At 37.2% G+C, this 20,962-nt stretch carries 24 protein-coding genes and 1 riboswitch; of the genes, 13 read left to right on the top strand and 11 right to left on the bottom strand.

Going from position 1 to position 20,962, the window contains the following annotated elements:
- Positions 1 to 62: 62 nt before the first annotated feature.
- Both FG382_RS06675 and FG382_RS06680 read right to left on the bottom strand, forming a co-directional pair.
- Positions 63 to 1,232 (bottom strand): MFS transporter, encoded by a 1,170-nt coding sequence (locus tag FG382_RS06675; protein WP_229677442.1) that lies wholly within the window; start codon positions 1,230 to 1,232, stop codon positions 63 to 65.
- 12 nt (positions 1,233 to 1,244) lie between these two features.
- Complete coding sequence (locus FG382_RS06680; RefSeq protein ID WP_142538128.1) at positions 1,245 to 1,640, bottom strand: MarR family winged helix-turn-helix transcriptional regulator; 396 nt, start codon at positions 1,638 to 1,640, stop codon at positions 1,245 to 1,247.
- A 168-nt stretch (positions 1,641 to 1,808) separates the two neighbouring features.
- Here FG382_RS06680 and FG382_RS06685 point away from each other — a divergent pair, with 168 nt between their 5' ends.
- Complete coding sequence (locus FG382_RS06685) at positions 1,809 to 2,087, top strand: hypothetical protein (RefSeq protein WP_142538129.1); 279 nt, start codon at positions 1,809 to 1,811, stop codon at positions 2,085 to 2,087.
- A gap of 29 nt (positions 2,088 to 2,116) precedes the next feature.
- Here the strand turns inward: FG382_RS06685 and FG382_RS06690 are convergent, their stop codons facing one another.
- Both FG382_RS06690 and FG382_RS06695 read right to left on the bottom strand, forming a co-directional pair.
- The gene (locus tag FG382_RS06690) at positions 2,117 to 2,572 is read right to left on the bottom strand and encodes a transporter (RefSeq protein ID WP_142538130.1); all 456 of its coding nucleotides are present in this window, start codon (positions 2,570 to 2,572) and stop codon (positions 2,117 to 2,119) included.
- Between the two features lie 74 nt (positions 2,573 to 2,646).
- Positions 2,647 to 3,819 carry an alanyl-tRNA editing protein gene (locus tag FG382_RS06695; RefSeq protein ID WP_142538131.1) on the bottom strand — a complete coding sequence of 391 codons (1,173 nt, stop codon included), beginning with the start codon at positions 3,817 to 3,819 and terminating at the stop codon, positions 2,647 to 2,649.
- A 118-nt stretch (positions 3,820 to 3,937) separates the two neighbouring features.
- On the opposite strand from FG382_RS06695, the gene FG382_RS06700 reads away from it, so the two are divergent.
- From FG382_RS06700 to FG382_RS06720, 5 genes are all read left to right on the top strand, one after another.
- The gene (locus tag FG382_RS06700) at positions 3,938 to 4,381 is read left to right on the top strand and encodes an ASCH domain-containing protein (RefSeq protein ID WP_142538132.1); all 444 of its coding nucleotides are present in this window, start codon (positions 3,938 to 3,940) and stop codon (positions 4,379 to 4,381) included.
- A 12-nt stretch (positions 4,382 to 4,393) separates the two neighbouring features.
- The gene (locus FG382_RS06705) at positions 4,394 to 5,047 is read left to right on the top strand and encodes a glyoxalase (protein ID WP_142538133.1); all 654 of its coding nucleotides are present in this window, start codon (positions 4,394 to 4,396) and stop codon (positions 5,045 to 5,047) included.
- Between the two features lie 107 nt (positions 5,048 to 5,154).
- Complete coding sequence (locus FG382_RS06710) at positions 5,155 to 6,171, top strand: serine hydrolase domain-containing protein (RefSeq protein WP_142538134.1); 1,017 nt, start codon at positions 5,155 to 5,157, stop codon at positions 6,169 to 6,171.
- A gap of 206 nt (positions 6,172 to 6,377) precedes the next feature.
- Positions 6,378 to 6,680 (top strand): DUF6509 family protein, encoded by a 303-nt coding sequence (locus tag FG382_RS06715; protein WP_373287650.1) that lies wholly within the window; start codon positions 6,378 to 6,380, stop codon positions 6,678 to 6,680.
- A gap of 98 nt (positions 6,681 to 6,778) precedes the next feature.
- Complete coding sequence (locus tag FG382_RS06720) at positions 6,779 to 8,320, top strand: Mur ligase family protein (protein WP_142538136.1); 1,542 nt, start codon at positions 6,779 to 6,781, stop codon at positions 8,318 to 8,320.
- Positions 8,321 to 8,446: 126 nt separating this feature from the next.
- On the opposite strand, the gene FG382_RS06725 is transcribed toward FG382_RS06720, so the two are convergent.
- The 4 genes from FG382_RS06725 to rluF all read right to left on the bottom strand — a co-directional run bounded on the left by FG382_RS06725 (position 8,447) and on the right by rluF (position 10,570).
- Positions 8,447 to 8,800, bottom strand: a complete 354-nt coding sequence (locus tag FG382_RS06725; RefSeq protein ID WP_142538137.1) for a VOC family protein — start codon at positions 8,798 to 8,800, stop codon at positions 8,447 to 8,449.
- Between the two features lie 175 nt (positions 8,801 to 8,975).
- The gene (locus FG382_RS06730; RefSeq protein WP_142538138.1) at positions 8,976 to 9,329 is read right to left on the bottom strand and encodes an ArsR/SmtB family transcription factor; all 354 of its coding nucleotides are present in this window, start codon (positions 9,327 to 9,329) and stop codon (positions 8,976 to 8,978) included.
- On the bottom strand, positions 9,330 to 9,752 hold the full coding sequence (locus tag FG382_RS06735) for an SRPBCC family protein (RefSeq protein WP_142538139.1): 423 nt from the start codon (positions 9,750 to 9,752) through the stop codon (positions 9,330 to 9,332).
- A 113-nt stretch (positions 9,753 to 9,865) separates the two neighbouring features.
- Complete coding sequence (gene rluF / locus FG382_RS06740; protein ID WP_142538140.1) at positions 9,866 to 10,570, bottom strand: 23S rRNA pseudouridine(2604) synthase RluF; 705 nt, start codon at positions 10,568 to 10,570, stop codon at positions 9,866 to 9,868.
- A 94-nt stretch (positions 10,571 to 10,664) separates the two neighbouring features.
- Between rluF and FG382_RS06745 the strand changes: the two genes are divergently transcribed.
- The 4 genes from FG382_RS06745 to FG382_RS06760 all read left to right on the top strand — a co-directional run bounded on the left by FG382_RS06745 (position 10,665) and on the right by FG382_RS06760 (position 13,454).
- A complete protein-coding gene (locus tag FG382_RS06745) occupies positions 10,665 to 11,627 on the top strand; it encodes a DUF4003 family protein (protein WP_142538141.1) in 963 nt (320 codons plus the stop codon).
- Between the two features lie 54 nt (positions 11,628 to 11,681).
- The gene (locus tag FG382_RS06750; RefSeq protein ID WP_142538142.1) at positions 11,682 to 12,155 is read left to right on the top strand and encodes an acyl-CoA thioesterase; all 474 of its coding nucleotides are present in this window, start codon (positions 11,682 to 11,684) and stop codon (positions 12,153 to 12,155) included.
- A 19-nt stretch (positions 12,156 to 12,174) separates the two neighbouring features.
- The gene (locus FG382_RS06755; protein WP_142538143.1) at positions 12,175 to 12,552 is read left to right on the top strand and encodes a hypothetical protein; all 378 of its coding nucleotides are present in this window, start codon (positions 12,175 to 12,177) and stop codon (positions 12,550 to 12,552) included.
- 95 nt (positions 12,553 to 12,647) lie between these two features.
- The gene (locus tag FG382_RS06760; protein ID WP_142538144.1) at positions 12,648 to 13,454 is read left to right on the top strand and encodes a hypothetical protein; all 807 of its coding nucleotides are present in this window, start codon (positions 12,648 to 12,650) and stop codon (positions 13,452 to 13,454) included.
- A 30-nt stretch (positions 13,455 to 13,484) separates the two neighbouring features.
- Here FG382_RS06760 and FG382_RS06765 read toward each other — a convergent pair whose 3' ends face one another.
- The 3 genes from FG382_RS06765 to FG382_RS06775 all read right to left on the bottom strand — a co-directional run bounded on the left by FG382_RS06765 (position 13,485) and on the right by FG382_RS06775 (position 17,180).
- Positions 13,485 to 14,579 (bottom strand): RtcB family protein, encoded by a 1,095-nt coding sequence (locus FG382_RS06765; RefSeq protein WP_188713357.1) that lies wholly within the window; start codon positions 14,577 to 14,579, stop codon positions 13,485 to 13,487.
- 17 nt (positions 14,580 to 14,596) lie between these two features.
- A complete protein-coding gene (corA, locus tag FG382_RS06770; protein WP_142538146.1) occupies positions 14,597 to 15,559 on the bottom strand; it encodes a magnesium/cobalt transporter CorA in 963 nt (320 codons plus the stop codon).
- Positions 15,560 to 15,686: 127 nt separating this feature from the next.
- On the bottom strand, positions 15,687 to 17,180 hold the full coding sequence (locus FG382_RS06775; protein WP_142538147.1) for a BCCT family transporter: 1,494 nt from the start codon (positions 17,178 to 17,180) through the stop codon (positions 15,687 to 15,689).
- Positions 17,181 to 17,394: 214 nt separating this feature from the next.
- A riboswitch (SAM riboswitch) is annotated at positions 17,395 to 17,495 on the top strand.
- Positions 17,496 to 17,587: 92 nt separating this feature from the next.
- Here FG382_RS06775 and FG382_RS06780 point away from each other — a divergent pair.
- The 3 genes from FG382_RS06780 (at position 17,588) to FG382_RS06790 (ending at position 20,955) form a co-directional block, all read left to right on the top strand.
- Positions 17,588 to 18,688: a 5-methyltetrahydropteroyltriglutamate--homocysteine S-methyltransferase gene (locus tag FG382_RS06780; protein WP_142538148.1), complete on the top strand. Its 1,101-nt coding sequence runs from the start codon at positions 17,588 to 17,590 to the stop codon at positions 18,686 to 18,688.
- Positions 18,689 to 19,547: 859 nt separating this feature from the next.
- Complete coding sequence (locus FG382_RS22920; RefSeq protein WP_211356373.1) at positions 19,548 to 19,940, top strand: hypothetical protein; 393 nt, start codon at positions 19,548 to 19,550, stop codon at positions 19,938 to 19,940.
- Between the two features lie 190 nt (positions 19,941 to 20,130).
- Positions 20,131 to 20,955, top strand: a complete 825-nt coding sequence (locus tag FG382_RS06790) for a M55 family metallopeptidase (RefSeq protein WP_142538149.1) — start codon at positions 20,131 to 20,133, stop codon at positions 20,953 to 20,955.
- The last annotated feature ends 7 nt before the right edge of the window (positions 20,956 to 20,962 follow it).

Here is a 20,962-nt window from a genome sequence, read left to right on the forward strand (position 1 = left end):
AAATAGAGGGATTATATTCATAAATGAACGAATAAATTGGAAAAGAAAAGCCGTTCAGCTTTTTACGCTAAACGGTCTTTCTTCTTTTGTATTCCCATAAACAAAATAAGTGCCAAAATAACAAATACGCTAGACAATAAATATAGATTTTGATAGCCAAATTGTGTAGCAATCATTCCAAGAATGAAAGATCCGACAGCTAATCCCGTATCGAATAATGTGAAGAACGTAGCAGTCGCATATCCGCTTCTAGCGTGCATTGTAGATTGGATAGCAAGTGTTTGAAAGCTAGGCACGACAGCTCCATAACCAAGTCCGATAAACGCTCCTGATAGTAAAAATAGGAAAGGTGAATTCATCAAAGCAAGTAAAATAAGACCGATAACGAAAGAAAGTAAACCAGGAATGATTATATACTTCGGTCCCTTTTCATCAAAAACTCGTCCAGTATACGGTCGAGTTACTAGCATCACAATAGCAAATATTGCAAAAAAGCTACTTGTTAAATGTAAAACCCCTTTTTGTTGTGAATAAATTGACAAATAGGAAAGAACACTAGCATAAGCAAAACCGACTATACAAGCATTGAGTGCAATAGGCAAAGCCTTTTTCTCAAAAAGGTCATTCCAAGTCAATCGGGTTTTAGCAGCTGGAATAGTAGATTTCTCATCAGCCGGTATCATTAATGCCGCAACAGCACCTACAATAAGTAAGGAAGTCAATGTTAGGAACATAGCATCGTATGAGAAGGATTGGATAATGGTTAATGTAATGAAAGGCCCTACAACAACAGCTAGGTTTGTGGACATAACAAAATATCCTAATCCTGCACCACGTCTAGAAACAGGAATATTGTCTGCTGCCAAGGATCCACTAGCAGTCGTTGCAATACTAAAGAATATTCCTTGCACGAGGCGTAAGACTAATAAAGCTTCAAAGGGTTCGACAAAATAATAGAGTGCAGTACATAGAAGATAGAGAAAGAAGGTAGTCCAAAGTACTTTGCGCTTACCAATTAAGTCCAGTATTTTTCCTGAGAATGGTCGTACTATTATTGCGGAGATTAAAAATATAGTCATTAATAAACCTGCATCTTCATCTGACCGAGATAAAATGTCCGTGGCATAAAGAGGAAGGGCGGATACTAACCCATAAAATATAATAAAAATAGAAAAGTTTGTTGCAAACAAACTGATAAATGCTTTTGTCCATATAGGTTCTTTTTTGTTCACATGTATTACTCCTTATTTAATTTTGCGTAAAAGCTCGATTAATATAGTTTCTTCTTCCTTTGTAAGACCTTCGACCATTCTATCTTCAAATTCCAAAATAGATTCTTTTATAGCAGAGAAATCTTGAGAAGCCTTTTCTGATAAACGAACAATTTTCTCACGACGATCTTTTCCAGGGCGAATATCAATCCATCCAAGCTCAACCAAACGATAAACAGTGCGAGTAATGGTTGGGGCTTCCACGTTTAAATACTTCCAAATTTGTGTCAGTGACATTTCCCCATGTTTTTGAATGGTATAGAGAACTGTCCATTGGGAAGCATATAAATTGTGTTTCTTTAAAGTCACATTTATTTCATTCGTTAGAAAGCGTGTTTTCTGAAAAAGCTCATGAAAAAGTGGGTTCATCGATTAAAAGGCTCCTTTGTAATATGTTAGAGAAATATATTTACCTAGCTAAATATATTTTACTACGATTGATGAAATCTGTAAAGAAAGATAAAAAAGAGGATTGCATTGAATGAGGAAGACATGTCCAAACTAATTAGAAATCTGAAAATAAGGAGACAGAGTGATATGACAGAATTTCCTACAATACATACGAATATTTGGGACTCTCTTTGGGCGGTACCAGTTATCATTGTGTTAACTGAAATTTTAAAAAGAGTGCTACCTATTCGTCCGCAATACATATCGACTATTGCCACGTCTATTGGACTTATCATTTCTATTTTTATAAGCCACCCGCATAATTTAGCTGCAGGTATTTTTATGGGTTTTTTTTATAGTGGAGCGGCGATAGGATCCTATTCTTCCATTAAAACTTCCCTTATGGCTTACCGTAATCGTGCATAAAAAACCGAGCATAATCGCTCGGTTTTTCTTTAGAAACATTGAAAAGATGAGATTCTATTTAAATCTGTTCCATAATATGTCCACATACGTCCAGTCCATCTAAATCCAGCTACCGATCTTCTACCAACAAAGGTTGGATAAAACCAGAAAGAATTACCGTTTATGAGCCAGATGTACGTATTTCGGAATAAACAACCCCTTATAGCGCCCGGGTCAACCGCAAAAGCTGATACAGATTGCTGCTGACGTTGCGGCGTAAATGACGGCGGTGGGTTAGTTGGTGGATTTCCTTCTGGGTTTTGTTGCTGCCCTGGTGGAAAACTAGGGGGAAATGAAGGTCCTTGTTGCCCCGGAAATTGCCCGGGAAATTGCCCAGGGAAACGACCAGGGAACTGATCTATTGGTGGCATCATATTACCCGGGAAACGTGTACTGCCTGAAGAAAATGGGTTTTGATCTTGTGGAAATGGAAATTGATTGTTCAACGCAAAAATCCTCCTTTTCTTACATTGTCAAATTAGTATATGGGGGGAGGATTTTTATGGAACGGTGATTTGCCTTATCGAATATAAAAAAGTGCTTTTTCTATTAATTGTTCGCTGGATATTATGTTATCTCCTCCTCCTTGTGCCATTTTTTCATTGCCTCCTCCTTTCCCATTTAGGTAGGGAAGAACATTTGCAACTAATTCTTTCATGTTTTGTTCTACCAAGTTGCCTTTTGCAGCTACTATTTGTAGTTTGTGTTCATTTTCCGAAACAAATAAGCAAGTTGTTTCAGGTGAGCTAGTTACTACTGTCCGTGCTAATTTCTGCAATGCTTGAATAGTACGGTTATGAAAAGTGGCTGTAATAATCGATGTTTCAGCTTTCGATAGTAGTTCTTTTGCTTCGTGATGTATGAGCGTATCTTTTAATTCATTTATTTGTTTTTCAAAAGCTTTTCCGTTGTCTAGCAATGTCTTTGCTGCATCGGGTAGCTTCTCTTCTGGTGCATTTAAGGTGTTTATTAAATTTAGCAAAACCTGTTGCTTGCGATGTAAATGCGCAAGGACCCTTTCTCCGCAAATGAATTCTACTCGGATATGGCTTTTTTGTTTTTCTGTTCGTAGTATTTTAACGAGTCTAACTTGTCCTGTTTTTTCAGGATGAGTACCTCCACAAGCGTTGTAATCGAAATCAGGGATGATGACAAGTCGTATATCTTCTGTTAAAGTAGTGGCTTTTCGTAACTTGTACTGCTTAAGCTCTTCTAAAGTAACCCACTTCGTATCGATTGGCCAATTTTCCAAGATGATTTGATTGGCTAGCTTTTCAGCTTCATTTAGTTGTTCTTCAGTAACAATAGACGTGTCTAAATCGATTGTTGCGCTTTCTTTTCCTAAGTGAAAACTAATCGTTTGGAATCCAAATAAGCTTTCAAATGCAGCGGATAATATATGCTGTCCAGCATGTTGTTGCATGTGATCAAACCGTCTATCCCAATCGATAGAGCCTTCCACTTTTTCTGTATTAACTTGTAAGGGTTCTGCGAGAAAATGTCTAATTTCCCCGTCGATTATTTCCACATCTACAACCGGAATTCCATTTAATGTACCTGTATCATGTGGCTGTCCACCACCAGTAGGGTAGAATGCAGTTTCTGAAAGAACAACGTAATCCTGTTCTTGTTTAATGACTCGGGCAGAAAATGTTTGGATATATGGGTTTTTATAATATAACTTTTTAGACATGGGCCATTCACTCCTTCTATCGTTTATATTAAGAGTAATCCTACTATTTGCAATAGTAATTGTACAATTGTTTTAATATACTGATAGTATAAAGGAACAAAGAATCGAGGAATTTATAATGAATGTACAAGCGCAAAATTATTGGACATCCTTTTGGAAAGGGAAAGAAATGCCTGAATCTGTTAGTGCATGGCAATTTGGAGGAAGTCCAGATGAATTAGTCCAACTAGTTGTAAACGGAGTAAAATCAGCAACCTGTTCCGGGCATATATTTTATGAGATAGAAAATGAGGCACTACCAAAAGTAGATGATTATAGTATTGTATTAAACAGCAAAGATGAACCTGTTTGCATCATACGAACTTCCGAAGTAAGCATAATGCCTATGAATGAGGTTCCAGTTGATTTTGCTTACGCAGAAGGAGAAGGAGATCGTTCCTACAAATATTGGCGTGATGTGCATATCGAATTTTTTACAAAAGGGCTCAAAGAAGTAGGATTAACGTTTTCTGAGGATATGCTTTTAGTTTGTGAGCGTTTTGAATTGATAGACGTCAAATAATGGGGTGAAAAAATGTTTCGGGCAGTAAAGTTATATACAGATAAACTAAAACAACTTAAGGGCTTCTATGGAAATGTATTAGGGCTTACTATTCTTGAATCAGGGGATGAGTTTTTCAAGTTATCTATCGGTACGTCCACATTAACTTTTCAAGAGTCTTCTCACAATACTGCATACCATTTCGCTATTAATATTCCGGGAAACCAGTTTACTTTAGCAAAACATTGGGCAAAAGAGAGAGTTACGTTAAATAGAGAAGACGCAGTGGATGAAATTTACTATTCTCGTTTTAATGCAGATGCATTTTATTTTGAAGATCCGGCAGGCAATATAATCGAACTAATTGCAAGACGACATGTAGATAAATGGAGTGATTTCAGTATTGATTCCCTTATAAATCTTAGTGAGGTCAGTATAACTACTCCTTTTGTCCAGGAAGTAGGAGAGCAAATACAGGCCATTGGTGTACATGTTTCAGGACATGTGGATATTGATCCAAAAGAGCTTAACTTTCTAGGGAGTAAGGATACATTTATTTTATTGGTCCCACCAAACAGAAGATGGTATTTTTCTAAAAAAATAAGTATAACTTCACCTATCGAAATAGAACTTACAGATGGTCAAACAATTAGTATTTCGGAAGATGGAAAAATAAACATAATATAACGAAAACGACTAATACGCTATCCTAGCAGTATTATGCGAGGACTACGAATAATAGTGTACAATGGAAGAACAATAGATTGTTCGAAATTACAAAGCGGGTGATTTGAATGGGAAATGGTTTAAAGGAACAAATTGAACATACTCAAAAAGAAATTGGTTTTTCGGGATCCATCCTTGTAAAACAAAGAGAGCAAGTCCTTGCTAAAAGCAGTTATGGCTATGCCAATCGAGTAGATACAGTAGACAATGAAATAAACACACGATTTGGAATAGCATCGGGATGCAAAATATTTACAGCGGTAGCTATTAGCCAACTTGTAGAAGAAGGGAAGCTTTCGTTCGATTCCAAATTAAAGGAATGCCTAGACATCTCCTTTCCAAATTTCGATGAAAATATTACAATTCATCATCTTCTGACTCATACTTCTGGCATTCCTGACTATTTCGATGAAGAGATAATGGATGACTTTGAGGAACTATGGATAGAAAAGCCAATGTATCGTATGAGACGTCTTCAAGACTTCTTACCATTCTTCCAACATGCCCAAATGAAGTTTAGCCCGGGTGAGAAATTTCACTATAATAATGCTGGTTTTATCGTACTCGGTTTAATCATCGAGAAAGCAAGTGGCCTTGAATTTAAGGATTATGTACAAAAATCCATTTTTGAAAAAGCAAAGATGACGGATTCGGGTTATTTCGCATTAGACTCTCTTCCAGCAAAAACAGCACTTGGTTATATTGAACTCGAGGATGGAATTTGGAAAACTAATATGTACTCAATCCCTGTTCAAGGTGGTTCAGATGGGGGAGCCTTTGTAACAGTAGGGGATATGCTGAAGTTTTGGGATGCTCTTGTGAATCATAAATTATTAAGGGAATCATTGACGAAAACATTATTGACACCTCATGTACAGGAAGAAGCGGATGATTTTTACGGCTACGGAGTATGGATAAAGAAAAAAGAGGATACTATTTTTAAGTATCACCTAATGGGATATGATCCAGGGGTAAGCTTTCATTCCTCCTATTATCCGGAAATGAATGCTAGCCTTGCCGTTTGCGCAAATATTTCTAGGGGCGCATATAAGATGATGAGTGAAATAGAGGAAAGATTAAATTGATTTTTTTGTTCCTTACTTTTTTATATAAAATAACAATGGAATGAAAAAAAGAATGGAATACAGCACTTTTCTGAATACTAGAAATAGGAGGCGAAGTGGAACTGCGTTTCACGGGTTTTCCTCTTCTGCTATATGTATTCTTTGTATCGATAACATATAAATTGGATTATTTTATTTACAAAACATGATAAACTGTATAAACGGAGGTGGACTTTTTGAAAATAACATCCTATGAGGTTGAAAAAATAAAAGACCCAACAGGCATTATTACGGGCGATCGCTATGAGTTTTTATTGGGGATCGAAGTGCCGGAAGATGACGAGTTATTTGATGAGGACAGCTCATTGGATTTACGAGTAATTTTAGCAGTTGTAGAAACGGAAGAAAGAATCGTACAATATCATTTCTTGAATCGAAGCAATGGCAAAGTGTTAGACTTTGGACTTGAAGAGGAAGAAGAAGTGGAAGTTTTTGCTTTTTGTAAAGAACATTATAACGAAGCAATTTAAAACCGAAACCGAGAAGGGACGTTCTTCTCGGTTTTCTTCTTTTGTAAATTGGGGTAAACTGTAATGTACAAAGATTTCACAAAAAGGTGGCCACATTAATGGAAATTACCAATTTAATGGAATATATCAACATAACTGAAGTAAAAAATGCAAAAAAAATAGATATAACAGGACTTGCTTACAATTCACGTAAAGTGGAAGAAGGACAAGTGTTTGTTTGTATAAAAGGGTTTAAGGTAGATGGACACCAGTTTGCTGGACAAGCGGTTGAAAATGGAGCGGTAGCACTTGTAGTAGAGGACTTTATCGAAGGTTTGGAAGTACCTCAGTACAAAGTAGAAAACGGTCGTATTGCACTTGCAACACTTGCAGATGCTTTTTATAATCACCCAACTAGAAAATTAAAAACAATTGGCATTACTGCGACAAATGGGAAGACATCTACTTCGTTTATGACAAATGCTATATTAGAAAACCACGGTTTGAAAACAGGGTTAATGGGCACTGTTGTGGTGAAAATCGGTGATTATGCAGAACCATCTGAGCTGACGACACCTGAATCTTTAGATTTACAACGATTTTATGCACAAATGGTAGAAGAGGATGTAACACATGCGACAATGGAAGTATCTTCATCTGCGCTTGAATTGAATCGTGTAGGCTGCGTAGACTTTGATATTGTTACTTTAAATAATATCAGTCGTGAGCATATCGATTTACATTCATCCTTTGAAAATTATTTTGAACATAAATCTAGCCTTATTCGTAACGCTGGTGAGGATAAAATAGCAATCTTAAATTTAGATGATACGTATTCGGCCTCCCTTGTCAATCAAACAAAAGCGGAAGTCATCACTTATGGTGTGGAAGAACAGTCTGCAGATGTTACTTGTAAAAACCTCGATTTATCAACTGGTCGTGCACAATTTACAGTAGTCATTTCTAAAGATATCGTTACGAAGGATCTTGTTATTCCAAAACAACAATTCCAAATTGAACTTTCTACACCAGGTTTCCATTCTGTATATAATTCGATAGTTAGTATTATAATTGGTCTATTATGCGAAGTGCCTGTTGAAACGATTCAAAAAAGCTTAAAAGAGTTTGTTGGAGTAGAGCGCCGTTTCGAAATTATCTTTGAGGATGACTTTAAAATTATCGATGATCACTTTGCAAATAGCGGGAACATTGATATTACATTAGGTACATTAGAAAGAATGGATTTTAACCGTATTTGTCTTGTGTATGCAATAAGAGGAGATCGAGGAGTTACCGTGAATAGAGAGAATGCGGAGACAATTGCAAAATGGGCGCCTAGACTCGGGATACATGAAGTGATAGCTACATTAAGCCGATCGCATGTAACTCAAAAGGACGTGGTGTCAGATAGCGAACTTGCCGTATTTGAAGAAGTAATGGAAGAAGCAGGAATTAATGTACGTTTATATGAGGAATTGCCAAATGCAATTGAACAAGGCCTACAGAACATCGAAGAAGGTGATCTTGTATTACTTGCAGGATGCCAGGGAATGGACTACGGTGCAAAAATAGCATTAGAACAACTGGAAACAATTCGACCAAATGTAGACAAAAAGAAATTATTCCAAGCACTTGAAAAACGTGTAGCTGGTAATTCATAATAACGAACAAAGACCGAGGATATGCATAACGTCTTTGGTTTTCATCGAAATGAAGTTGAAAACATTTCCCAAGTAGCCCAGTTCCGCGAACTGGGCTATTCCATTAAAGCATACTTTCGCTTTAAATTAACATTCACAAATCATTAATATATTTCCATCAGGGTCTTTGAAATTAAAATAATGATTATGTTCAATTTCTGTAATCAAATTTACACCCTTATTACGCATATACTGAAATGCTTCTTCAATGTTTTTAGTATTTAAGTGGAATGGCGGTGTTTTAAATATTCTTTCCTCTGAATGAATTTTGCTATCCAATACGATCCCTGTACCTTCCATAGGAATAACGTAAAGGTGACCAAACTCAATTTTCCCCTCTGTTTTTAACCCTAAAATATCAGAGTACCAATCTCTCGCGTTCTCTATATTGCTTACCGGAATAAATACTGTTCCAATTTGATTTAAGATAGGATTATTCATAAAAACCCTCCTTTAAATTTTTTATATTTAAACATTCCATGTAACTTATATAAAATCCTGTCTTTTTGAAAGAAAATTGTCCTATATGAGTTAATAAGTATCCAACAAAAAATGACTATCCAATCGATATAAAATTGGATAGTCACTTTTTAATGTTTATGCCGGAAGATAATCTTCAATCGGTCTCTTTGTTTTTTCTGCTATCTTCTCCGTCGTTTTCGACTACATACTTCAACATAGACAACTTATTATTCCAAAACTGATCATAATAAGAAAGCCAGTCTTTTAACTCTTGAAAGGTTTCTGGTTGTAGGTGATATCTTTTTTCTCTACCGACTTTTTGTCCGCTCACTAAATTGGCTTCTGAAAGTATATGAAGATGCTTTGCAATTGCTGTTCGACTCATCGGAAAGTGGGAAGTAATCTCCGATATAGGAAGTTCTTTATATGCGAGTAGCTTTAAAACTTCTCTTCGCGTTGGGTCTGCTATTGCTTGAAATACATCATACTTTTGTGCAGAAGAAGACAATTAATTTTCAACAGCCTTTCGCAAACCGTTTTGAATAATGCCTACCCAACCTTGGGACATTGTTTCACGAATAATAGCACTTTTTTGGTTCGCTTTTGGAATGATTGCTTCCGGCTCTTTCCATCCACCATGAATGAGTGTGAACTCCGTTTGATCCCCTAATTCTTTTAAAATAAAGGATACGACCCAACCATCTGTATCCCATATAAATGTGAGCTTATTAGGAGCATCTATTTCCGTTACTTTGCAAGGAGATGGTCCGAAAGGTGATTGAATATGAAATTCATGACCTAATTCCAGTTTAAAATCATTTGGCATAAACCATGAGGCAATGCCCTCGGATGTTGTTACTGTATCCCACACTTTTTGAATGGGAGCATTTAATACGATCGTTTGTGTAATATCTGGTAATGTATTTTCCATCGGTTTCCCTGCTTTCATGTTGGATATGAAACCTTTTAGTTTCATTTTATTTATTATATGAAACCTTTTGGTGTTATGTCAAATGAATAAAATCGTATTCGATGTTTCCGCAATTACCGTTTAGGAGAATAGTCAAGTGTTGTGAATAATTCTTTTTTCTCGTTTTCCGTCAACTCTCTCCATTCTCCAATGGGAAGCCCTTCAATTGTAATATTCATAATTCGAATGCGTTGTAATCGTTTAACAGTAAAGCCAAGTGCAGAGCACATTCTTCTAATTTGTCTATTTAGACCTTGTGTTAAAATGATGTTGAACGTATTTGGTCCTAACTTTCTTACTTTACAAGGAAGAGTCTTCGTTCCAAGAATGTTAACTCCTGCCGCCATTTTCGTTAAAAAAGTATCTGTAATTTTTTCATTGACTGTGACTACATATTCTTTTTCATGCCCTTTTTCAGCACGAAGAATTTCATTGACGATATCGCCATCATTCGTTAATAGGATGAGACCATCCGAGTCTTTATCTAATCGACCAATATGGAAAATGCGAAGTGGATGATTCACATAGTCAACGATGTTACCTTTAATATGGCGTTCTGTAGTACTTGTGATGCCTACAGGCTTATTTAAAACAAGATACACTAGTGGTTGTTCCACAACAATTGGTTTTCCGTCTACTTGTACATCATCGCCAGCTTCAACTTGACTACCTAATTCTGCTTGTTTTCCATTTATCATGACTCTTCCATCTGTAATCCACTTGTCCGCTCCTCGGCGAGATACAATGCCGGCTTCACTTAAAAATTTATTTATACGCATAATTGCCACCTACTTTTATTAGTTAATATAATTATATCAAAGCGTGAAACCATTATAGTGCAAATTCCGTATAAAAGAAAAGGAGTGAGCGAAGATGACGGTAAATGAAAAAATCGAACGAACATATAATGCACTTAAAAAAGATTTAGGATGGACGGTAGATAAGAGAGTAACATTATCGCTTGCAGGGTATTATGTAACATTAGAGAGAGAATTTAACGAGAAAAGATATAATGAGATTTCGACGCATATTAAAAAAAGTGCTGGCATGTTTAGTCCATTGCGTTCTCACTTACACCCTCTTTTCGTCTCCACGCTAGATGTAAGTGATATGGAAGTGAAACAAGCGGTAGATTTGCTAATAGAAAAAGCAGAGGCATTAAAAGCAGCTTCTTTTAAGATGAATAGCTACGCGTATTTAGCTGCGTTAATGATGTCTAATGACAAAGAGAATTGGCCAGGAGAAATAAAGCATGCAGAGCAACTAATGGCAGATATGAAAAAACATCATCGTTTTCTGACATCAACAGATGATTATCCGTATGCAATGTTTTTAGGGCAGCTAGAAGGAGATACTGCTCTTCGTGCGGAAACGATGAACAGGTACTACAAAGAACTGAAGGGACATAAATTTTACGCTGGCAATGAATTGCAGTGGATGTCTCAAGTGATAACGTACACAAATCCTACCTATGAAGAAAGTTTAATACAAAGGGCTGTTATTATTCGTGATGGTTTTAAAAGCGTCAAAATTAAAACATCGATGCCTCAATATCCGATTATTGGATTTATGGCTGCCCTAAAATTAGAGGAAGATCAGTTAAATGAAATCGTGACTACTTACGAATCTATTGCAAGTATGAAACTATTTTCTTGGTATAAAGAATCAGCATTGCCAATAGCGTTTGGTCTTTCATTAAGAACATCAAAAGATATCTATGCGACTGCCGCAATTTCGATGGCAACTTCCTTAAAACTTATTCTACAAGCGCAACAAGCGATGATGATTTCTACTATTGCGGCAACGAGCGTGGCAGCATCATCCAGTAACAATTAAACATCATGGTATACTATCAAGGAATAGAAACAGACGATTAAAGGAGCAATAAATATGAACACAAACCCGATGAGCCAATCTAGAACAATTCAAACCCATTTAGTCCTTCCTCCGGACACAAACCATCATCAAACAATCTTCGGTGGAAAAGTACTTGCCTATATCGATGAAATTGCGGCAATTACGGCTATGAAGCATGCAAAAGGAGCTGTTGTAACAGCATCTATAGATTCAGTAGATTTTGTTTCTTCCGCAAGAGTAGGGGATGTAATTGAATTAGATGCAATTGTTTCCTCGACTGGCCGTTCTTCCATGGAAGTATATGTACGTGTAACATCAACAAATGTTTTAACTGGGGAAGAAAAGCTAACGACCGAGTCTTTTGTAACAATGGTAGCGGTGGATGAAAACAATAAACCTATTCCAGTAAAAGGTATTCATCCAGAAACGAAAGAGGAAATTCGATTATTTGAAACGGGACCTGCTAGACGCTTACATCGTAGACAACGCATGGAGATGAGATACTAGAAGAGTAGGAAGTGATCGCATGTTAAAGCGAATCGACGAACTTTATAAATATATTTTGATTATGCTGCTCGTCGTTTATTTGATCAATTCTATGTATATTAAGGAACTGACAATCACCTTTATCATTATAGCTTTTGTAATTATTCTGGAGTTAGTAAAACATCGGCAACACATAAAGAAACTTTCTTTCCCTCAATTAGCTATAATCGGGATAATTTTGCTAACAAGTGGTGCTGGAATTATTTATTTACTCGTGTTGTTTCAGATTTTCTTAGATCCATTTTCTTTATCCGCTTCTTTGGAAACAATGTTATTAGTCCTTTTTGTATTCATTTGCTTATATGGATTAGGATACTTTTTAAAAAGAATATTTGGGCGGGCATTGAAAAATCCGTAAAATTACCTTTAGAAGTTATGAATATATAGCTTCTAAAGTTTTTTTGTGAAACTATAAGGAATGTTCAATCGTATGTATTGGTAGAGGTGTTGCAGATGAAGCATATATATGAACGGACGGCAAAGTATACGAAGTTAGGTTCATTGTTAACGTTAGTTATCTATGTAGCGCTAGTTTTTATATTTAAAGATATTATGTGGAAAGATTTCGAGACGCATTTTATGTTGGGATTTTCAGTATGCATGCTGTTAGGTACTTCTTACTTTTTTCAGCATGCAGCAGAAAAGTTACCAGATGAGAAAAAAACAGATAGCGAATATTATTCTGTCGATTTCCCTGTTAACGAGCTTAACTTTCAAAATGATGTGTCCATCATTCCTCAAAGTTACTTAGTTTCCCATACAGGAGAGCGGCTTTACAAAATTACACCAACCGAAAATGAACCAATTAAACGTAAGCTAACTGCCTTTGCGATTTTTAAAAGTGGTATGTTCTTCCCGATTACGTATGATGTGAAGACAATGGATGGGAAGTTAGTAAGTCATTTTACGATAAAAAATAAACTTAAATTTATGCGAATGAAAGTATATGATCATACAAAATCACCTATATCCACTGTTATTATGCCATTAGCCTCTTTAAAAAATAGAGCAGTTATTTTCGATGTGCATAATGAAAAGATGCACGAAATGAAAGCGAAAAGTACATACGGAGATATCGACGTAAATAGCTTTGAGGGAAAACGTCTGGCAACGTATCGTTTTGGTATGTTTCCTTATGCAACTCACCCGGCATTTGAAGCACAAGCGATGAACATTCATGTATCGCTCGCAAATGATTTATCGCACATAGAAAAATTGACCTTTACTGCATTGTTTTATTACTGGACGGCCAATCAATAAGGAGCTGACTTTGTATTGTCAGCTCCTCCATTAATGCGCTTTGTAATTATAAATTGGTTTAATCACTTCCAGCACATCTACAGTATCCTCAATATGTGCAAGTATATCTTGCATATCTTTATAAGCGAATGGCGATTCATCAACCGTACTTGCTACAACAGAAGTGCTCCAGACGTCTTTCATCGAATCCTGAAAGTCCTCCAATGCAACTAATTTTCTAGCTTGGGAACGACTCATAATACGACCTGCACCATGTGGACCAGAATAATTCCAATCAGGATTACCTTTACCGCGGCAGATTAATGAACCATCCCGCATATTCATCGGAATAATGACAATTTCTCCATCCTGTGCAGAAATTGCACCTTTACGAAGTATCATATTATCTAAATCGATATAGTTATGAATCGTGTCGAATACGGATTCGATCTTCCAATTCATCCCCCTGCAAATGACATCAGCCATCGTTTTACGATTAAGTGCTGCGTACTTTTGGGCAATAGAAAGATCCCATAAATAATCTTTCATATTTTGACCTTCTACATACGCTAGATCTTTCGGAACCGCATCTCCTAGAGATTGATAGGCAACTTGTTGATAATGTTCCGCAATTTGTTTTCCTAAATTTCTGCTTCCCGAGTGAATAACTAAATAGATACTGCCGTCGTTTCCTTCGTTCAGTTCGATAAAATGATTTCCACCACCAAGAGTTCCGAGACTCAAACGAGCGCGACTTTCATTAATCGGAGCAGTAACTTCTGCAAATGGTATTTCTATTGTATGACGATGCTCTTTGTTTCTAACTCGCGTTCCGCTTGGGACATTTTTCTTAATAGTTTTATCTAGCTTTTCGAAGTTAATGTCTTCTCTTTTAAGCTCTAGTTTTGCACAAATCATACCGCAACCTAAGTCGACTCCAACAAAATTAGGTACAACTTTGTCGGAAACTGTCATGGTTGTTCCCACAGTACATCCTTTCCCAGCATGGAGATCAGGCATCATCCGTATTTTCGTGTCTTGTAAAAAGGGAAGACTACAAAGCTCCTCAACCTGACGCTTTGCCGTTTCCTCAATTGTATTTGTAAAAACAAGTGCACGATTAAATGTTCCTTCTATTTCTATCAACATTTCACCTCATTAAGTTAGTTTTTAAACAAGTTAAACCAGCCCTTATATTTAAACCAAGCAAGCATCGATACTGCAATAATTAACATAATACCAAGTACAATAAAATAGCTGTAACGCCATTCAAGTTCTGGCATATTCGTGAAATTCATCCCATATACTCCAGCGATAAATGTTAAAGGGATGAAAACGGTGGAAACAGTTGTTAAAATCATCATAATTCGGTTCATCTGGCTCGAGTTGATGGACATTTGACTATCTCGAATATCAGCTGTTAGCTCTCTGTTCGATTCCACCATATCGCCAAGCTTTAATAGGTGATCGTAAATGTCCCCAAAGTAGGCTTTTTCCGTTTGTTGCAAATTGACACGCTCAGAATTCAATACCCTGTAGATTAAATCTCGCATTGGAAGAATTGTTCGTCGCAATCGCAGTAAATCACTTCGTAGGTCAAACACTTGATCTAAGGATAAATGGTATACATCGGAGGATAGCTTATCTTCTATATCGTTTAAATAATCTTCAATTTTATAGACAATCGGAAAATATGCATCCACCACTTTATCAACAATATGATAAGCTGTATGCATCGCTCCGCGGTTCCACCATTTTGTATTTTCTACAATACGTTCGCGTGCTTGATCTAACTCATGCATAGGAGGAAAATGGAAAGTAACTACAAAGTTTTCTCCAACAAACAAATTTAGTTCTTCTGCTTCCAGTGTTTCTTCGTTAAATGTATGCAACACAAAAAAAGAATGTCCATCGTAATGATCCACTTTTGGCCGTTGAAGTCGAAACAAACAGTCCTCAATTGCAAGTGGATGAAAATGAAAGAAGGAGCTAAGTAATATTTCCTCTTCTTTTGTAGGTTCACCAATATCAACCCAATACCATTCAAACATTTTCTCCTTTATATCCTCCAACTGAAAATCGTTGATTATTTCTTGGTTGGACGTTCTTCCAATTGTTCGAATCATACTAAAACCCCCTTGCAGCCTTCATTATCTCATAATTCACTCTATGTATTCAAAATCATTCCGTAATTATTCATAAATAAAAGTAAAATGCCAAGGAAATCTTGCTAGTCCTTGGCATTTTACTTTTTTACTTTTTGGTTTTCGTCTGTTTTACTTCTTTTTTTAGTCCCATTAGTAAAGAGCCAATCATGAGAAGTATCACGAAAGAAAATGGTAAGGCCGCAATAATTATCGTATTCTGCAAAGCTGTGAGTCCATTAACGGATAACAAAATTATGGCGATGACTGACAGAGTAATCCCCCAAACAAGTTTTACTTTATTTGGCGGTGTCATGGATCCGTTTGTTGATAGCATACCGAGAACAAAAGTTGCTGAATCAGCCGATGTGATGAAAAAGCAAGCAATCAATATCACTGCAATAATGGATATAATCGTCGGTAAGGGCATCGAATGGAACATCTCAAATATAGTCAACTCTGTAGAGGCTTGCGCTAAATCGGCAATACCTCTTTTTTGTATATCGATAGCAGTTGATCCGAAAGCAGAAAACCAAATTGCTCCCAGTAAAGTAGGTGCAACCAATACAGCCGTTATAAACTCTTTAATCGTTCTGCCTCTCGATACTCGAGCTATAAACATACTGACAAATGGTGCCCATGAAATCCACCAAGCCCAGTAAAAAATTGTCCAAGTTTCAAGCCACTCACGATTAGTTGTGTTAAGTGGTGCTGTTCGTAAACTCATTTGAACGATATTGGCTAAATATCCTCCAAAAGAGTCGGTGAACATATCAAAAATGAGCAATGTTGGACCTAATAGGACAACAAAACCAAGTAATGCAAGTGCTAGGATTAGGTTTGTATTTGATAGATACTTTATTCCTTTACTTAAACCCGACCATGCAGAAGCAAGGAATAGAACCGTTACGATAGCGATAATAATAACTTGAGGTACAATTCCAATCGTAACACCGAAAAGATAGTTTAAACCCGCGTTGATTTGAACGGCCCCAAAGCCTAGTGAAGTAGACACACCAAATGCTGTTGCAAAAACAGCAAGGACATCAACTAGTATTCCCCATGGCCCTTCCATCTTTCTACCGAAAATCGGCTTCAATGTTGCGGATATTAACGCAGGTTCGTCTTTCCGGAACTGAAAGAATGCAAGGGATAAAGCTACAACTCCATACATAGCCCACACGTGAAACCCCCAGTGGAAGAAAGACTGACGAAGAGATTCTTTAAAAGCTGTAGCTGTATTAGGTTCTGCTGTTGCCGGATCGATTGCATAATGTGATAAAGGTTCGGCGGCACCATAAAAAACGAGCCCAATACCCATACCAGCAGAAAATAACATAGAAATCCATGTTATCGTTGAAAATTGTGGACGATCCGTATCTTTTCCTAAGCGGATTTTTCCGTAAGGACTAAAGATAAAAAATATACTAAGTATCAACATGAATGTCATCAGTAGCATGTAGTACCAACCAAAAGAAGATGCAACAAAGCTTTTAATGGTGGTGGTAACTGTTTCAAAACTTTCGGGCTGAAGAGCTCCATACCCAGCGGCTAAAATGATTAAGCCTATTGTGATATAAAATGTTTTTGATAGTTTCTTCATACTTCCCCCTCGTGAAATGGATAATTTAAATGTTTAACTATACTAATAAAGCACTGTGAAATCAAATGATATCAAGGGTTCCGTTTCTTCAGAGTTTTACCCAAAATTTAAAGATTTCAAACAAATAGAAGCAGCAGAATAAAATTATTTAAAATTCAGTATTGACAGAATAATCAATAGCGTGTAGTCTATTAATCAATCAAATAGAACAACTTTCTTATCAAGAGAGGTGGAGGGACTGGCCCTACGATACCTCAGCAACAGGCTTTTAGTACTGTGCTAATTCCAGAAGCGTTTCATGCTTGAAGATAAGAAGAGAATAATTACTCTGACGTGTAAACCTCTTCTTGTTTTAAGAAGGGGTTTTATTTGATTTCCAATTCAAATTTAAGGAGGAAGAAATCATTATGACAGTAAAAACAGTAATTACAGCACCATTTAGAGCGGATCATGTAGGGAGTTTATTGAGACCAGAAAATTTACTTCAAGCGAGAAAGGATTTTAAAGCAGGAACCTTCACGAGAGAGCAACTAAAAGAAATAGAAACAAAAGAAGTTAGACGTATTGTAGACAAACAACTAGAAGTCGGCTTAGAGCTTGTGACGGATGGGGAATTTAGACGTGACTGGTGGCATCTAGACTTTTTAGAACATCTAAATGGATTTGAAGGATATATTCCTGAAAAGGGATATCAATTTGAAGGATTAGAAACAGACAAATATGAGGTTCGGAACATTGGTAAGATTTCTTTTAACCCAGATCATCCATTTATCCAAGACTTTATTGAGTTCAATAAAATTGTAGACGGAAGAGCAGTTGCAAAACAAACAATTCCAAGCCCAAATCAGCTATTCCATCCTGGTATACGAGACGAAAATACTTATCCGGATGTAGAAGACTTTGCAAAAGACATTATTAAAGCATATCAAGATGCAATTCAAGCATTTTATCATGAAGGGGTAAGGTATTTACAAATCGATGATGTGTACATTGCCGGCCTTTCTTCGCCAGATATTCCTTATAAAGAGGGAGAAAGAGAGTTTTTAATTGACCTTGCACTTCGTGTTATGAATGGAGTATTGGAAAACAAACCAGAAGATTTAGTTGTGACGACTCATTTATGCCGTGGAAATTACCGATCGACATGGGCATTCGGAGGAAGTTACGCACTAATCGCTCCAACCTTTTTCGCTAAAGAAAAAGTAGATGGATTTTTCTTAGAATATGATGATGATCGTTCAGGCGATTTCGAGCCACTTGCACATATTCCGAAAGGAGGAGCAAAAGTAGTTTTAGGCGTTTTCACTTCAAAAACAGGTGAACTAGAAGACAAAGAAAATATTATCGCACGTGTAAAAGAAGCATCTGAATATGTGCCACTAGATCAACTAAGTATTAGCCCACAATGTGGTTTTGCTTCTACCCATCATGGCAACAAACTTACTGAAGAGCAACAGTGGGAAAAACTAAAATACATTGTAGACATCTCAAAAGAAATCTGGAAATAACAAAAGGTAACACCTCGTCGTATGCCAATTACCCATTTGTATAGGCTGAAACGAGTAAATATAAATTGCTTTCTTTCCTGAAGGTCTCATTTGATTTTTTGGGAAAGAAAGCGACAAATGGCAAGACAAACACCACACACATAAATATGGGAAGTATTAAAAAGAGCGTATTCTTCGGAGGCGTTCTTTTTTCTATCATTAAGCACAATTTAAATTTAATCGTTACAGTCATCGTACTGGTTGCTTTCTCTAACTGATTGATAGCCCTTGCTGTTTACTAGATACTAAACATCAAAATAATTCACCTTATAGGGAAACTGCACGGTAAGATACTAAGATGTCCGCCATGATTTCCGCTCCAGGCGGACGCTTTCCGTGGGGCGAGCGGTGAGCCTCCTCCTCCGTTAACGCTACGTGCGGGGTCTCACCTGTCTCGCTAATCCCACAGGAGTCGCCGCCCTGCGCTTCAATCAATAGAACTTGCTGACTAATCAAGGGTTTTCACCCATAGAAAATACAACATAGTACTAGATTTAGTTTATCATTACAGAATAAATAGCAAACTCTATTGGATTGTAGCGGAGGGGTGGCGACTCCGGCGGGAACAGTACGAGCTGAAAGCCCCGCAGGAGCGGGAGCTCCGAGGAGATTGAAGCCGTGCCCGCGGAAAGCGTCCACCCTGTAGCGGAAATCCCAGCGGACGCTTCATTCAACTCACTACCTCGCAGTATCCCTATACTGTGAAAACTCTCCTTAAAAAGGAAGTTTTTTTATTTGCATGGAACTGAGATGTTTGTCTAGTTTATCGAGGGGGCTTTTGCATTTACTACTATAAGTGCAAGAAGGAGGTGATTTAATCATGAACCAAAATCGTCATTCATGTAGTTCATGCGGACAAATGCCACAGTGGGGGAACCAATGTGGTTGCGGGCAAGTATCGCCGTGGCAACAACCAGCTGCTCAGCCGATAGTATGTCCTCCACAATATCGAGTGCGGGATTCATTTTTACCAAGAATGCAACCGGTGATTCACCCAATTGTAAATGTGAACAGAGAGCATATCGTCAATGTCCCACAACATTTCTGGACTGAAACAAATCGAAATGTAGTAGTTAATCCACCTCAGCAAGCTTTCCCGATGCAACAAGGCGGATTCCAACAGCCTTTTGGGCAACAATTCGGTCAACCAATGGGCCAACAATTCGGCCAACAAATGGGTCAACAACAATTTTTCCCAGGTCAACCGAGATAACGGAAGGAAAGATTTTTAGTTTAGATGAGCAAATGCCTTTATATTAAAGCGCATTTGCTTTTTAGGTTGTATAAAATCTATCATATTTCGAATTTTAAAACATATTGTAATATTCTATATTTTTTGATAAAGTAGAACTTATTCTAGATTTGGAATTTGTATGCAAAAGTAAAGGGGTGGAGGATGGGACATGAAAATATTTCTCTCGATTGATATGGAAGGAATTACAGGCTTGCCAGATCATACATTTGTTGACTCAGGTAAACATAATTATGAACGTGCGCGACGTATAATGACGCAAGAAGCAAATGCGATCGTGGAGGGAGCTTTAACAAGTGGAGTAAAAGAAGTTCTAGTGAATGATAGTCATTCGAAGATGAATAATATTTTAATAGAGGAATTGCATCCAGAAGCGACATTAATAACAGGTGACGTGAAACCGTTTTCAATGGTGCAATCATTAGATGAATCGTACATAGGTGCAGTATTTGCTGGCTACCATTCAAGAGCGGGACAACCAGGGGTTATGAGTCACTCTATGATATTCGGAGTAAGAAATATGTATATAAATGATGTGGAAATTGGTGAATTGGGATTAAATGCATATGTAGCAGGGCACTTTGGTGTACCCGTTATTATGGTTGCTGGAGATGATGGAGCGTGTAGGGAAGCAGAGGCCCTGATTCCGGGAGTGGTCACTGCAGTTGTGAAAGAATCAATCTCTCGATCTGCCGTTAAAACATTGCATCCGCAAAAAGCACATGCATTATTGAAAGAAAAGGTGGCAGAAGCCATTAGTAAAAGTGATCAAATAAAACCTCTCGTTCCACCACAAACTCCTACATTAAGAATTGAGTTTGCCAACTATGGACAGGCAGAATGGGCAGCTCTTATGCCCGGTTGTGAAATTATAGAAGGAACAACAATCGTAAAGTTCGAGGCGAAAGATATATTAGAGGCCTACCGTGCAATGCTCGTAATGGTAGAGCTAGCAATGCAAACGAAATTTTGTTAAGGGGGAA

The sequence above is a fragment of the Psychrobacillus lasiicapitis genome, from assembly GCF_006861795.1.
Lineage (GTDB): Bacteria > Bacillota > Bacilli > Bacillales_A > Planococcaceae > Psychrobacillus > Psychrobacillus lasiicapitis.

Excerpts from the sequence above, each read along its gene's own strand:
- FG382_RS06680 (WP_142538128.1), bottom strand. The coding sequence starts at position 1,640 with ATGAACCCACTTTTTCATGAGCTTTTTCAGAAAACACGCTTTCTAACG.
- FG382_RS06725 (WP_142538137.1), bottom strand. The coding sequence starts at position 8,800 with ATGAATAATCCTATCTTAAATCAAATTGGAACAGTATTTATTCCGGTA.
- FG382_RS06695 (WP_142538131.1), bottom strand. The coding sequence starts at position 3,819 with ATGTCTAAAAAGTTATATTATAAAAACCCATATATCCAAACATTTTCT.
- FG382_RS06775 (WP_142538147.1), bottom strand. The coding sequence starts at position 17,180 with ATGAAGAAACTATCAAAAACATTTTATATCACAATAGGCTTAATCATT.
- FG382_RS06760 (WP_142538144.1), top strand. The coding sequence starts at position 12,648 with ATGAAGCATATATATGAACGGACGGCAAAGTATACGAAGTTAGGTTCA.
- FG382_RS22920 (WP_211356373.1), top strand. The coding sequence starts at position 19,548 with ATGAACCAAAATCGTCATTCATGTAGTTCATGCGGACAAATGCCACAG.
- FG382_RS06685 (WP_142538129.1), top strand. The coding sequence starts at position 1,809 with ATGACAGAATTTCCTACAATACATACGAATATTTGGGACTCTCTTTGG.
- FG382_RS06780 (WP_142538148.1), top strand. The coding sequence starts at position 17,588 with ATGACAGTAAAAACAGTAATTACAGCACCATTTAGAGCGGATCATGTA.
- FG382_RS06705 (WP_142538133.1), top strand. The coding sequence starts at position 4,394 with ATGTTTCGGGCAGTAAAGTTATATACAGATAAACTAAAACAACTTAAG.
- FG382_RS06710 (WP_142538134.1), top strand. The coding sequence starts at position 5,155 with ATGGGAAATGGTTTAAAGGAACAAATTGAACATACTCAAAAAGAAATT.
- FG382_RS06755 (WP_142538143.1), top strand. The coding sequence starts at position 12,175 with ATGTTAAAGCGAATCGACGAACTTTATAAATATATTTTGATTATGCTG.
- FG382_RS06790 (WP_142538149.1), top strand. The coding sequence starts at position 20,131 with ATGAAAATATTTCTCTCGATTGATATGGAAGGAATTACAGGCTTGCCA.
- rluF (WP_142538140.1), bottom strand. The coding sequence starts at position 10,570 with ATGCGTATAAATAAATTTTTAAGTGAAGCCGGCATTGTATCTCGCCGA.
- FG382_RS06745 (WP_142538141.1), top strand. The coding sequence starts at position 10,665 with ATGACGGTAAATGAAAAAATCGAACGAACATATAATGCACTTAAAAAA.
- FG382_RS06720 (WP_142538136.1), top strand. The coding sequence starts at position 6,779 with ATGGAAATTACCAATTTAATGGAATATATCAACATAACTGAAGTAAAA.
- FG382_RS06735 (WP_142538139.1), bottom strand. The coding sequence starts at position 9,752 with ATGGAAAATACATTACCAGATATTACACAAACGATCGTATTAAATGCT.
- FG382_RS06750 (WP_142538142.1), top strand. The coding sequence starts at position 11,682 with ATGAACACAAACCCGATGAGCCAATCTAGAACAATTCAAACCCATTTA.
- FG382_RS06700 (WP_142538132.1), top strand. The coding sequence starts at position 3,938 with ATGAATGTACAAGCGCAAAATTATTGGACATCCTTTTGGAAAGGGAAA.
- corA (WP_142538146.1), bottom strand. The coding sequence starts at position 15,559 with ATGATTCGAACAATTGGAAGAACGTCCAACCAAGAAATAATCAACGAT.